Here is a 13,256-nt window from a genome sequence, read left to right as displayed (position 1 = left end):
TCTGCCACCGGACCTGACCGGCAATCGATACATACGCACGCGGACGCCTGGACGGCGCTTACGGCGGGCTGGCAGGGCTCGAAGTGCTTCGCGCGCTGGATCGAGCGGGCATCGCGACACGGCATCCTGTCGAGGTCGTCGCGTGGACGAACGAGGAAGGCAGTCGTTTTGCGCCCGGCGCGGGGGCTCGATTGCGTTCGTCGATCCCGCGTTGCTCGCGGGCTACCGCGAATCGCGCGACGCCGGAGGCATCCGGTTTGGAGATGCGCTGGATGAAGCGCTTGCGGCAACGCCCGTCATTGCGGTTACATGAAGGCCCGCTATCGTGGTTTGATGAAGAACATCGCCCAGATCACCACGGTTCGGGAAAGTCGAAGGACGCGATCGGACAGCAGCTCGCCGGTGAGAAATGCGACGGGAATAACGCCTGCCCACGCGAAATGACGCCTAATGCTATCAGCAACCTCCTTGCCAGTGGCTCCGTCGCGCAGCCGGATATCGGTGACGATGAGATCGGGAATGCGGCTGTCATCGGCGAGGATGACGTCAAATCCATCCATCGATTCTGCGGCGTGCACGAACGCGCCCGCGCTCGCGGCACGTTTCAGTGGAATGGTGACGAGCAAACCGACGACATACATCATCGGCACCATCGTGGCGTGCGCAATCACCGACTCCACGCGCGCGTCGACGCTCTGGCCGCTGGGCTTGAAATAGAGCATGACCAGGTAACTGACAACGCATAGCCCGATCAGCCACGCCGCCGTGATCCCTCGGAGCCGGAATGCCATGAATATCATGAAAAGGGAAAACGTCAGGATCGGATACGCTTGCCGCCAAGCCAGGTCGCCCGGATAGATCTGCACCATTCTCAGGACCGCGCACCAGCAACTGATCGTCCAGACACTGAGCAGCTCGACGGCCCTCCGCTCGACGAAATAGCATCGTTGAGATCCAGAACTGAGGGATCTATACACGCCGACGACGGTGAAGGTGACGGTTCGATAGTCGAAACATCCTTCTGGCCCGCGCCCCTCACCTAGCTGCCTCGGTAAAGCTCGACCATCTTCGCTGCTTCGCCATTTTTCTGGAAATCCTCCAGCTCGCGCATCACCTGCTCGCGTGTTTTTCCGGGGAGAACAGGATCTGCCGATGTGGCAGCCGGAACCGCGACCGCCGGAGCCTGCTGGGTGCTGCCAGCCGCTACGGACTCCTGCTGGTTGGTCGCTGATTGGGCGAAGCATCCATCTGCTGTCACTCCAGCCACCGCGACAAGACAGACGGTAACCGATTGATAAAGTTTCATGAGAGTACTCCTTCGAAGTTTAAGAGATCGGCCTGTTCACTCTCTCGCCGACCCACAGCATTCTTCGCACGAGCCAACGCAGATTCGGCCTCCTTGCGACGATCAGCCGATCCAGGTGCACTCGATGACTGCCCTGTCAGCGTTGCTGTCATATTCATTCTTGGTCAGCCGAAACGCCATCGCAACGCACATGCGTAGGCGATGAACAACCACCGTCGGCGAAAGATGTATGCACTGTCGATGTCCGATCCCAATCCCGATCCCGATGACGTGTCGGACATTCGCCTCCCGACGGCGGTCCTTCCTGAACCGTCCAGCTGCGGGCACGTCACGTCGCTGATACATTTGTGGCTGATGGTAGGGATGGCGACCTGCTATTCTGTTTTTATCGCACCGCGGCTACGGACGAGGGCGTTGTGCATCCGTGGCCTTCGACATCGCTTTCGCTGCAATTCGCCGCATTGCTCCGTTAGCCACGATCGGTGGAGATCTTTCCAGCCAGTGGTGCGGCGATAAAGCTCATCGATGTGGAGCACTATCCCACGGTGATTTTTCTGGTCCGGCAGGCCTTATGAAATTGTCAGGCTTCGTGGTACGCAAGTTTGCCTCGGCAGATCTCGAGCGCGCGTTCCGTACTGACTATGCGCGCCGCTACGCCGGCCAACGCAGGCTGGCTGGCGCCGCCAGCCTCCTGCTGTGGATCCTGTTTGCTCGCCGCGATTGGTGGCTGCTGAACCGGGTCGATCCCAGCATCATCTTTCACGTTGGCTATCTGCGGCTCGCAGGTGCCGTGGGTATGGCTGTGCCGATATGTTTGATGTGGGGACCGCGTGCCTTTGACGAACGCTGGGTGGTCGGATTGCTTTGCGTATGGATGCTGAGCTGCTGGTTCACCCTCTTGCAGTTGATGGAGCTTTACCCGGCGGCCCTGGCTTTCCGGGAAGTATTCCCCGAATTTTTACTTGTCCTTTTCACGATATTCACATTGCTCCGACTTCGAGCAATCACGGCAGCGTGGTTAGTCGGGCTGGGCGTTGTAAGCTTTCACCTTACCCTTTCTCTCTGGCCACGGACGGGCGCTTCCACGGTGGGCGCTGGCTGGGCGTCCCGTGGGTCTGTGTTGGCCATCATGTATTTTATGGGCGTTGTCATCTGCATTCAGTTTGAACGCGCTGCCCGCCGTGAATTTATGTTCAGGCGGACTTTGCGCGCAGCAAGCGCACGCGTTCAGGCGGCGTCCTCCGCTGTCAAACGGCAGAATGAACGCATGAGAGAGCTGGTCAGAGAGAAGGAACGGTTCTTTTCATCGGCCTATCACGACATCCAGCAGCCGCTCGCCGCAATCAACCTCTTCATCCGCAGCGCGCGGACAAAGCTCGAAGCTGGTCACGCCGCAACGCATGATCTCGACGTCATCGAGGAGACGGCAGGCGACATCCTCGACATGTTCAAGAACATTCAGGACTACAGCGAACTAGGTTCGTACGTTCCAAGCCTGTCGCCGATCGATACACAAGCCGTGCTGGCCGATGTTTTTGAACAATATCTTGAACCGGCGAGATCGCAGGGCATCGAAATCAGAAGCACCATGCGCTTGCGCCGCCCGCCGCCCATTGAAAGCGACCGCTCGCTGTTCAAGCGGGTATTGTCCAACCTCGTATCGAACGCGATCAAGAACACCCGCACGGGAGGCGTCGTTATCGGGTGGGTGGAGGTCGGCGAACGGCTTCGCATCGACGTCTGGGATACGGGCGTCGGTATCTCGCCCGCACATCGGGATGCGATATTCGCCGAGTACTATCAGATTGACAACCCGGGCCGCGATCGCTCGAAAGGCTTGGGGCTCGGGCTGTCCATCGTCCAACGGGTCATTGGGATTCTGCCGGGGCACAGCTTGAGGTTCTATTCGGTCGAAGGGCGCGGGTCGCACTTTTCCCTGTACGCTCCAATTTCGATGATGACGCCGGTCATCGGGACGGAGGACCGAAAGGATGATGCATACACGTCCGTGCTCAAGGGCAAATACGTCCTGCTTTGCGACGACGAACCGACCGTTCTCGAAGGTCTGCGGCGGCTGTTTATCAGCGCGGGCGCACTCGTGGATACTGCCGGGTCAATGACGGGCTTCGAAGCGATTCTGGCCGATGAAGGCCGCGCACCCGACGTCCTCGTCACCGATATACGGCTGCGCGAAGGGCCAAACGGCATTGAGCTTGCCGAACGGATCAGGCGGCGTTTCGACTGGGCGGGCGCGCTGCCCGTTGCGTTCATCACGGGCGAGCTGATTTCCCCGCCATCACTTCGCGATTTTTCCCAGCCTTTCGTGTTGCTGCGCAAGTCTTCCGCGCCAGAAAACACGCTCGTTGAAGTCAGCCGGTTCGTTGCCGCCCAACAGCCGGCAGACTTTTGTCATGTGCGGGATCCGTGACTGGCGGAACGCCAAGTTTGATCCCTCTATCTGCAAGCATCACGATCAATTCCGTACGGCGCCGCAGATTGAAATGCGCGAGCAGATGACTGATGTATTTCCGTACGGTAATGTCCTCGAGCCCCATTTTCAGCGCGATGACCTTGGATGGAAGCCCGCGCACCAGCCACGCCAAGGTTTCGAACTCTCTCGGAGTCAGTCCCAGTTCAGATGCGGTGCTCATTTCTGAGTTGCCTCCCGACTGCGGGTTCCGAGGTTCATCCGCGGGGGCGTCGTCTGTGCTCATGTCACGCCTGAGCGTCGCGATGCTTGACGCAGGCAGGAATACGCCGCCGGCCAGCACCGCGCTTATCGCCGCATGAAGCGCTTCAGGAGATGACGATTTGGGCACGTATCCCATGGCGCGAAGTTCGATGCATCGGCCAATGGTTTCCACGCTACCGTCGGCCGAGATCACAATCACCGGTAAAGACGGGCGCGACTCCTTCAATTCGGCAAGCGCGTCGCAACCGTGACCATCGGGAAGGTCGAGATCGAGAAAAACGATGTTCAGGAATTCGCCGAGCGCATGATTCAAACCTTGTGACAACGTACTCGCGTGCAGCAACTCGATGTCCGGAAAGATCTGTCTCAGCAGAAGCGCCAGTCCGGCTCTGAACAGTTCGTGATCGTCGACGATCAGCACGCGCATTCCATCGTCTCCCAGAACCGCTTTCGAAGCGGGCCGCAATGACGCAGCGGATGATGCTACATCCGTGGCGGTCTTGCATTGTGTCAGACCAATAGTACATGCAGTGTACCGATGCCCCGGACGGCGACGGCTGATCAATAGGACATTGCCTCGAATGTGGCGGTTTTTGCCCGTCGTTCGGCGATTCAAGCCTACCGGAATGACTGACAGGCCTTTGAAAACAGCGAAGACCGCGGCGACTCGATCAGACGAGCGGATCGCGGTCGAGTATGGTGATTGTTGCCACTAATTGTCGGCCATTTCTGGCCGCCGATAGTCGGATCTGTCGGACGACAAGGCAGCGGCGCCGTCGCAACGTTGTGATTAGAGCGGCCGGTGGCCCGGATCTGTCCCTTCAGGCCGGCCTTTGCAGTGTAGGAAAATCAGCTATGAGGAGGAAGTGTTCCTCTCCGCGTTGTCGGCGACTGTCTCATGTCGGGCCATGACGCGTCATTCGCCTCCCGCGTTGGAGGGACATTCAGACGTCGGATCCACATCGCAACCGGTCATTGACCTGTGCGACACAAACGCCGGTATCGGCCATCGCCTACCTGTCCACATACCGTTTCACTGTGGACTGGGGAGCACACGCTCCCTGTGGAGCAGTTTCAGGTCAATTTTCCGAGCGCCTCAGACGGGCCGGACACGACGGGTGGCTCAAGAAGGCGCCAAATGCCGTTTGGCGGCGATAAGCGTTTGTATCAAACAAGTTTAACTAGTCGAGATATGGTTTTCTAGCGTTAGGGCGAGCGCGAGTCGCTTGCGCTAACCGATCCCGATCCCGATCGATTAGATTGGATAACTCACGAGCGGACGCTTCAACTTGACCTGCTCGCGCAACGGTTGGCGGAAGAAATCTCCCTCTGGCACCGGCGTCTTCGGGCCAATCGCCACTTCGTCATCTTAAATCGTTGCACCAATTTATCTATTCAGTTGACTAAGGCCAAATTCAAATTCCCGTCTCAGTACGCCGGACACATCAATGAACATTTGTTCGGCCGTCATCTCGTTCTGCTCGATCTGAAGCGACATGAAGACGCCGTCCAGCAATTGAAGTAACATTCGCCCCATTCTTTGGGCAAGGCGCTTCGCACCGTCGGACTCATAGCCCTCTAAAAGGGGGGCCACAGATCGCTCGACATAATCCCTCCATTCGCGCCGGATCTTGACCGCAGCGTCCCGTATTTCATGGCGACTGGCTTGATGTTCGGTTGCGACGATCATCATAAGCCGCAAAAATTCCGGTGCCTGAACGAAGCCAGAAGCGAATACCATCAGCTTTTCATAGGGGTCGGTCTTCTGATCCGAAAAAGGCTTAAATTTCCGCCTCCATTCCTCTGCGGTAATGGTAAGGACTTCTGCAAAGAGCCTCTCTTTGGATTCAAACGCCCAATAGATTGACCCCGAAAGCACGTTCGCTTTTTTTGCGATCTTTGATATCGATGCCGCCGTGTATCCTTGCTCGGCAAACACCTCGCGTGCGGCCGCCAAGATCCGGTCGCGAGCGAGGTGCGGATCGACGTTTTTTTTTATTTTTTCGTTTGCATTAGGCATAAATCTTCTTTCTGAGTTTGTTTCAGCCCTCCATGATAACTGGGTTTTCCAGTCTGATCGGGGTGAATGGCGACGCGGTGCAAATCGCGCAGGGGCGCCTCGGCGGGTGCATCGAGGGTGCTGCGATCCAGCGGGAGCGTTGCATGCATGAGCGACGCCTCCTGGCGCGAACGGAACCAGGCTGGGCCGACGGCGCACGCGGGGACCGCATCGAAACCCAGTCTACTCGAACATGCGAGACGATGTGTCTGCCAGCCCGCCGTTGCCGTCGAAATCGCCTGGCAAGGCAGCTACGCGAGCGCGGGCCGATCCTGCCGGCGCAGACCGGACGACGCTCGCGGCGTAACCGCGCAGCCGGCGTGGCTCGTCAGTGTTCGTCGGGCGCCACCAGCCCCGAGCGCTGCTGCCGGCCCCACGAGTGCCCGCCGCGCAGGAAGTGCAGCCAGCCGAGCAGCGCGCCGGTATGGCGAATCAGCTGGAACGTGAAGGGCTCGGCAAGCGCCGCCGCCATGGCCATCCACAGACTCGAGCTGGGGCGCTCGCCGGTCCAGCGGCGGTACAGGTGGATACACCAGAGATAGAACGCCAGGTCGACGGCGGTTTTCAGGCCGATCACGCTGAAAATCGACACCACGATCGCGCGGTGCCCGCCGAACAGAAAGCCGAGCAGCAGCGCGAACGCGGTCAAGCCGTAGATCGGCTGCATCGTATCGATCGCCTTGACCGGCAGCATCAGCATCCCGAGCGTGCCGTAGCGCGGATTGCCGGTCATGTCGCGATTCCAGTACTGAGTCTGCAGAAAGCCGGCGAACCAGCGGCGCCGCTGCCGCAGAAAGCTGCCGAGCGTGCCGGGCGCGTCCGTGCGCGCATGCGCGTCGCCGACCACGCGCACCGCCCAGCCGAGCCCGTGATCCACCGAATGGCGGCGCAGCCGGTGAATCAACTCGTAGTCCTCCACCAGACACTGTGGGTCGAAGCCGCCTACCGCCAGCAGCGCATCGCGCCTGAACGCGGCGAACGCGCCCGACACCAGCAGCAGGCTGTCGGCGCGCATCCACGCAAAGCGCGCGATGAAGTTGCGCATGTACTCGTAGGTCTGGAACCACTGAAACAGGCGGCCCGACAGCGACTTGCCGCAGACCGGCACGAGAATGCCGGCCGCCGCGACGAGCTTCGGCTCGCTCGCGAACGCGGCGCGCATCGCGTAGGTGGCGTCGTCATCGAGCAGCGTGTCGGCGTCGACGGTCATCACGGTGTCTGTCGTCATCACGGTGATCGCTGCGTTCAGCGCGCGCGCCTTGCCGCTATGCGGCACGCGCAGCCAGTACAGATTGGGATAGAGCGAACTGGGCGCGCTCAGTTTGCCGTCCGCGGCCGGGGTCAGGCCGAAGCGCTCCGTGAGCAGCGCGCGCGTGTTGTCGGTGGAGCCGTCGTCGGCGATCACGATCTGCATCAGGCCGTGCACCTGCCGCAGCAACGCGGCAAGCGTCACGGGCAGCACGGCGGCTTCGTCATGCGCGGCGACGATCACGCCCATCGCCGGCAAGCTGCGCGTCTCCGAGGCCGGATCGAGCGGCGCCGCGGGGCGCAGGAGCGGCAACGTCTTCAGTGTGACGAAGGCCAGCAACAAGGTGTCGTAGGCCACATACGCGAGGCCGGTGGACCACGCCACCACGCCATGCAAAAAGAACGCCCGGGCGAACAGCAGTAGCCATACCACGACGACACTCAGGTGAATCAGCGTGCTCGGCAGCGGGGCGGGGCGCGGCAGAATGCGCGGCGATATGAGCGCGAGCGCCTGTTCCAGTGATCTCTTCAAAATGGCTGCTGAATCTGTCGATACCGCGTTGATAAAAGGCCTGCGTCAAAAGGAACAGCGACGGCCGTCACGGCACCATGCGTTTGAGCACCGACTTGCGATCGATCCATTGATGCTTGAGCGCACCGCCCACATGCATCAGAAGCATGGCGTAGAGCGCATAGCCGAGCCACGCATGCAGGGCGCCGAAGCGATCGTGCAAGCTTTCCTTCAGCGCCGGATCGAGACGCGTCACGTAGCCGATGCGCGGCCACGGGAACAGGTTGAACAGGCGCATCGGATGAGTCGCCGCGTCTTTCCAGGCCGAATCGTGCAACCAGCCCGACAGCGGCAAGCCGATCATGAGCAGATACAGCACGAAATGCGCGACGTGCGCGGCGCGCCGTTCCCAAGCCGGAAAGTCGGCCGGCAACGGCGGCGGCCGGTGCGACACGCGCCACAAGATGCGCAACAGCACGAGGCAGAGCACGGTGATGCCGATCGATTTGTGAGTATCGATCACCGGACGCACCCAGTCGTCAGGCAGCGAATCCGCGCTGAGCCCCAACACGACATTGCCGATCACCAGCACCGCGATGATCCAGTGCAGCAGCATCGCCGTGTGGGTGTAGCGCCACGAAGCCTGCGCAGTGCTCGACTGCGCAAGCGGGACAGGGGCCGGAGTGGTCATCGATGATTCCGTCCGGACATGAAGGCGATCCTGCACAACCTGTTTAAAACGGCGTCGTCCAAATAGTGCCTGCATCTATAAATTGACCCCGATAGAACGTTCGCTTTTTGCCATTATTGATGTAGAGGCCGCCGTGTATCCTTGCTCGGCAAACACCTCACACGCGTCCGCCAAGATGCGGTCGCGAGCGAGGTGCGGATCGACGGTTTTTTCGTTTTTCCGTTTGCATTAGGCATCAATCTTCTTTCTGAGCTTGTTTCAGCCCTCCACGATAACTGGATTTTCCAGTCTGCCTATGCCTTCAATTTCTACAGAGATGGGCTTGCCTGAGCGTCGGATATCCCAATGAGCCAGCATGAGATACTTGCCACCGATCCGCGGCTGCATCGCAGTGCCGCAATGCAGCACATCGCCTGGTTCAAGCGTCATGTATTTGGACGCGTGGGCGATAATCCTTTGTACCGAGAATGTCAAATTAGCCGTTGAATCTTCGAAGACAAGTTCATCGCCGTCGAAGGAGTTGATCGTCAGCCGATTGGGGTCCTGAATTTCATCGCGCGTGACGATCCAAGGCCCCATCGGACCAAAGGTATCGGCACCTTTGGACAATGTGTGATACGTCAGATAGATCGAGCGCTCGTGCTCCTCGTCTCGTACGTGACGCCAGGTCAAAAGTTCCCGGTAGCCGCCACGGACCACCCCGGGCAGAACAATCTCCAGGCTGTCTTGTTCTTTCAGCCCGGGTGAGGTCACGTCATTCACGATGGTGTAGCCAAAGACGTGGTCGAGCGCCTGCGACTCCGCAATCATCTTGCCGCCGCGCCCAATCACTACCCCAAGCTCTGGCTCGGGGTGAGTCAGACCGAACTCTTCTCGCACGATTACGGGTCGTCCGCAACCTATCAGCGAGCTGGCAGGCTTGAGAAAGAAGGCGGGATTTGCAAACGGCCGAAATGCCAACTCTTGTCCCATCCGATTATTGATGGCGACGCCGATGATCTTACCAGGTCGAGAAAGCGGAGGGCACCACGAGACCTGGTTCAATGGAATTGGCTGGACTCCCAACAATGCCGCCGTGATCGTCTCCTGTCTCAAGCGATGATCGGCCATCGCTGCAATGAGCGCCTCAAGGGATTCCGGTGCTTGCGCACCCAATGCATCCTTGAGATCCACGACACCTGCGTCACACACGACGCCATAAGTCCGCCGCTGAGCGGTCTCGAAACTACAGAATCTCATTTGGGTACCTCCACGTTGCTTGACCAGTAGAAGTTGCCATGATACCGTGCCTTGGTTGATCGATCAAGCAAGAGACAAATTTTTGTTCTCGGGCCGCCCGGCAAAAGGGATTAGATGGCGGCGCGAGCTGCCCTGGAGTGAGTAAATGGATTTCATGATGGTGTGCGCGTCGCACTCTCCCCTCTTGGACTTCCCTGCAAAGCAGAGTCGTTCGGTGCACAACGTTCTCGAGGCACTCGAGGGTCAGCGCGCGCGCATCGCTTCGTTCGCACCTGATCTGGTGATCCTCTTTGGCGTCGATCACTATGGGGGGCAGCAAATGAATTGCATGCCGTCGTTCTGTGTCGCGGTGCAAGCGACGGCGCTTGCTGATGTGGGGGGGACGCCGGGCCATCTCAACGTCCCCAGGGACCTGGCGGTGCAGGCGGTAAAGTCGATACGAGGGCAGGGTGTCGATACGACCGTTTCATACGCCATGGAGGTCGACCACGGCTTCTCGCAGGCACTGCAGTACCTGACCGGCGGGCTAGCCGTCTATCCTGTCCTGCCGATCTTCGTGAACTGCATCCAACCGCCATTCAGCCCCTATTCGCGCGCCCGAGCCTTGGGGGAGGCGGTCGGCAACTTTGCGCGCTCGCTGCCTCAGGCTCGCGTGCTCTTTATCGGCACCGGCGGGCTGGCCCACGACCCGATCCGGCTGTTTCCTCCGATCGACTCGGTGAAGGACCGATGGAAGCCCTATATCCTGCATGGCAAGGCACAAACGCAGGTGACGCAACAAGCCTGGATCGACTACGAGATCAAAGCCCACCGAACCATTGCCAAAGTCCTCGCTAGCGTCCTCATGCCAGCAAAACTGGCCGGGCTCAACGACGGCTGGGACAAGGCATTCATGGAGGCGTACTGCTCCGGTCGATTGGACCAGTTCGACGACTGGGATCCCGAGCAGGTGATGGCCAAGGCAGGAATTGGAGCAGTGGAAACGCAATCCTGGGTCGCCGCCGCAGCCGCCATGCATGTCGCAACAGGTGCTGTACCTCGCAAGGTATTTCAGGCGGTATCCAAAGAAATTGGCATTGGGTTTGGCATTGCGCAAGCCGGTCCAGCAAATGGGCGCAGTGCCTGCGCCCCCCAGCTTTGAACTGCTTCGGATCGGAGCCAGAGATCGCAGACAGTTTTTGATGGATAGGAATGCGAAGATAAGTCTCCGCACCGATTTGAAAAGAGTGCGCGGATCTCATCGCGGCTGCGGGCGTGCTTCGGCAAGCACCCATCGGACAAGCGGGATACACGCATGCAGACCGCTTCGGCATTCCGAAAAAGAAGCCTGCAAAAGGCATCGGGTCCATACATGCACGGTCAGCGCGATTTTCCCAAACCACGTGCTACCCCTGCTGCGTAGGTGTAAACGACAGTGTTGTCATGATGACGATACTGTCACCATGTGAACCGCATAAACGATCATTGCGTCGTGCGATGGGCGACGCGCATGCCGCATGCAACACAAATGCCGGCCGACGGGAGACAGCCATGAACCGATACCTGAATGTGTTGCCCCGCGCCCGCGCGACTTCGGGGATCGGATTTCACGGCAACGTCCAATTGCGCAGACATGACTGCGTGCTCACCATCGAAATTGAATATTGGAACGGTCGCCCGGCTTGTGTGGGTCATATCCCCTATCGGTGCGGGCAGGCTTGCGCCGAACGAAGGCCCGACAACCTATCGTGCGCGGCATCGCCCACCGCTGCTGGAGAAAATCATGGCGAACACGATGCGGCTAACCAGATATGCAACCTTGCCCGGGCTGCTGTTGCCGCTCAGTTCATGCGACCGATTGCAAGACCGGTTCATTGAGTCCCGCTCGGTGCGAGCGAGAACGCCATGCGCAACATCGAGGTCAGCCACGTACCCCTAAAGGCGGTTTGCGGAGCATTCATCCCAGCGGCTTCCAGAGCTTTCATCACGCACTGGCCTGTAGAAACGCTGGTCCAGAGCACTTGGTTGCCCAGCTAACGCGCCCGCCACGCTTCTTACAACCACGAGAAACACATGTTTTCCGGAGCCGATGGATGGCTCCGGTGGGCCACCGGTTGCCGTAGTTCTACAACAAAGAGGAGGAGACACAGATGTTGCATCGTTCCATTTATCTTGGCTTGGCGGCGGTAAGCAGCCTTACCGCTATGGTTGCGCATGCAGGGGAAGATTTCGACGTGAGGTACAACATTGCCGGCAGCATTGGTGGTGAAATGTTCACGCCCCCCGATACCACAGGGCTTGCCGTCGGTGTTGCCGCGACCTACATGGACATTCAGAAAGTGACCGGCAACGACGGTAATACGCTCACAGCCTCCATTCCGGGCGGAACCGTGCCCCTGCCCGCGCCGAAGCCTGCGGCGCTGTATCCCTCCTATGGCCCCAGCACTGCCCAGGTCGACTCCACAGGCACGTTCAAACTCTTCGACCTCGCCTTGGGCTATATCACTAGCGGCACCTACGGCGGCGGTCACCTGGTTTTCAGTGGCCTCCTGCCGTACGGCACCCAGACAAAGACGACTCAAGTCAACGCTTCAACGCCCGCTCTGCAGTGGAATCCGGCGGTTCCGGCCGCAACGCAAAGCGCTGTGGCGACCCAGTTCGGCGCATCATATCAAGGCAACCTTGCTAGCCAGGGAGCAAGTGCATCCGGCGACGTGTCGGGGATCGGCGACCTTGAATTGCAGGCTGGCTGGCTCTATACCGCCGAGCAGCTTCGTGTTGTGGCAGGCGCTTCACTTGTGCTGCCGACGGGCCAGTATAACGCGTCCAACCCGTCTGCCCCAGACATCGGCTTCGGCAATTTCTACACGGTGCGGCCGGCTGTCGAGGTGGCGTACCTACCGACCCCGAAGACTGCGCTCGCAGTAAAGCTGAGCATGGGTTTCAACACCAGGAATCGGGACGACAACGTGCGCAGCGGCAATTGGGTGGGTCTGGAAGGGGCGGCAGCATACAAGACTTTCATCGGAGTATTCGGGCTACATACCGTCTTCGTTCAGCAGGTTCAGGACGATTCCAACAACCCTTGGGGTTCGAGTCGGTATCAAACGCTGAATGCCGGTGGGTTCTTTACCACCAAAGTGCCGGTCCTGAATGCTGCGCTGACGTTTCAGTACATGGCGACGGTCAGGTCACGTAATGCAAGGGCAGGCAGCTTCAGTCAAATACGGCTGATCAAGGTCTTTTGACAGCGAGTAGCGATAGGGATCTCAAACGGGACTAACGTGACTTGCCCGTGCGGCTGTCTGCGCGCCCGTATCGGCGAGGACTCAGCGAGAAGCCCGGCTACCCGCCAGCGTGCTCGCGGTCAAACGAGATGTCCATCGGTCTTTGCCTGCAAGGTACAAACGACATTTGTGTCATGATGGCAATATCGTCATTTTTATATAGGGGCACGATGCTGCGCTCGCTCGATACGCTCGACCCGGCCGTGAATGTCAACACGAACCTGATCCCGCGCGCAGACGCCGC

12 protein-coding genes and 1 pseudogene are annotated in these 13,256 nt (G+C 59.4%); 5 read left to right on the top strand and 8 right to left on the bottom strand.

The features are described 5' to 3' along the window. Window positions 1–83: 83 nt before the first annotated feature. Window positions 84–128 (top strand): annotated as a pseudogene (locus OKW39_RS33190) (hypothetical protein); the annotation flags it as partial. A gap of 192 nt (window positions 129–320) precedes the next feature. Here OKW39_RS33190 and OKW39_RS33185 read toward each other — a convergent pair. Together OKW39_RS33185 and OKW39_RS33180 are read right to left on the bottom strand one after the other, a co-directional pair. Then, the gene (locus OKW39_RS33185) at window positions 321–869 is read right to left on the bottom strand and encodes a hypothetical protein (RefSeq protein ID WP_429334641.1); all 549 of its coding nucleotides are present in this window, start codon (window positions 867–869) and stop codon (window positions 321–323) included. A gap of 170 nt (window positions 870–1,039) precedes the next feature. After that, complete coding sequence (locus OKW39_RS33180) at window positions 1,040–1,306, bottom strand: hypothetical protein (RefSeq protein ID WP_090807364.1); 267 nt, start codon at window positions 1,304–1,306, stop codon at window positions 1,040–1,042. Window positions 1,307–1,730: 424 nt separating this feature from the next. Here OKW39_RS33180 and OKW39_RS33175 point away from each other — a divergent pair, with 424 nt between their 5' ends. Continuing rightward, window positions 1,731–3,734, top strand: a complete 2,004-nt coding sequence (locus tag OKW39_RS33175; protein WP_429364324.1) for a hybrid sensor histidine kinase/response regulator — start codon at window positions 1,731–1,733, stop codon at window positions 3,732–3,734. On the opposite strand, the gene OKW39_RS33170 is transcribed toward OKW39_RS33175, so the two are convergent. The 6 genes from OKW39_RS33170 to OKW39_RS33145 form a co-directional block, all read right to left on the bottom strand. Next, window positions 3,676–4,425, bottom strand: a complete 750-nt coding sequence (locus OKW39_RS33170) for a response regulator transcription factor (protein WP_429333441.1) — start codon at window positions 4,423–4,425, stop codon at window positions 3,676–3,678. The two genes, OKW39_RS33175 and OKW39_RS33170, sit on opposite strands and share 59 nt — an antisense overlap. Window positions 4,426–5,385: 960 nt before the next feature. Further along, window positions 5,386–6,018 carry a TetR/AcrR family transcriptional regulator gene (locus OKW39_RS33165; protein WP_090807358.1) on the bottom strand — a complete coding sequence of 211 codons (633 nt, stop codon included), beginning with the start codon at window positions 6,016–6,018 and terminating at the stop codon, window positions 5,386–5,388. Then, entirely contained in the window at window positions 5,994–6,167 is a 174-nt protein-coding gene (locus tag OKW39_RS33160; protein WP_429333442.1) for a hypothetical protein, read from the bottom strand. The genes OKW39_RS33165 and OKW39_RS33160 overlap by 25 nt, the downstream gene beginning before the upstream one ends. Before the next feature lie 218 nt (window positions 6,168–6,385). Next, window positions 6,386–7,837 (bottom strand): glycosyltransferase family 2 protein, encoded by a 1,452-nt coding sequence (locus OKW39_RS33155; RefSeq protein ID WP_429564557.1) that lies wholly within the window; start codon window positions 7,835–7,837, stop codon window positions 6,386–6,388. A gap of 67 nt (window positions 7,838–7,904) precedes the next feature. Further along, window positions 7,905–8,507, bottom strand: coding sequence for a cytochrome b (locus tag OKW39_RS33150; RefSeq protein ID WP_429333444.1), 603 nt, complete (start codon window positions 8,505–8,507; stop codon window positions 7,905–7,907). A 258-nt stretch (window positions 8,508–8,765) separates the two neighbouring features. Then, the gene (locus OKW39_RS33145) at window positions 8,766–9,680 is read right to left on the bottom strand and encodes a fumarylacetoacetate hydrolase family protein (protein ID WP_429364319.1); all 915 of its coding nucleotides are present in this window, start codon (window positions 9,678–9,680) and stop codon (window positions 8,766–8,768) included. 211 nt (window positions 9,681–9,891) lie between these two features. On the opposite strand from OKW39_RS33145, the gene OKW39_RS33140 reads away from it, so the two are divergent. The 3 genes from OKW39_RS33140 to OKW39_RS33130 all read left to right on the top strand — a co-directional run bounded on the left by OKW39_RS33140 (window position 9,892) and on the right by OKW39_RS33130 (window position 12,973). Beyond that, complete coding sequence (locus OKW39_RS33140; protein WP_429333446.1) at window positions 9,892–10,887, top strand: hypothetical protein; 996 nt, start codon at window positions 9,892–9,894, stop codon at window positions 10,885–10,887. Window positions 10,888–11,276: 389 nt separating this feature from the next. Then, window positions 11,277–11,603: a hypothetical protein gene (locus OKW39_RS33135; RefSeq protein ID WP_143037216.1), complete on the top strand. Its 327-nt coding sequence runs from the start codon at window positions 11,277–11,279 to the stop codon at window positions 11,601–11,603. A gap of 272 nt (window positions 11,604–11,875) precedes the next feature. Next, window positions 11,876–12,973: a transporter gene (locus OKW39_RS33130; protein WP_090807349.1), complete on the top strand. Its 1,098-nt coding sequence runs from the start codon at window positions 11,876–11,878 to the stop codon at window positions 12,971–12,973. Window positions 12,974–13,256 lie beyond the last annotated feature (283 nt).

This window comes from Paraburkholderia sp. MM6662-R1 (genome assembly GCF_050436245.1).
GTDB classification, from domain to species: domain Bacteria; phylum Pseudomonadota; class Gammaproteobacteria; order Burkholderiales; family Burkholderiaceae; genus Paraburkholderia; species Paraburkholderia tuberum.
This window is presented reverse-complemented; position numbering and strand designations above follow the sequence as displayed.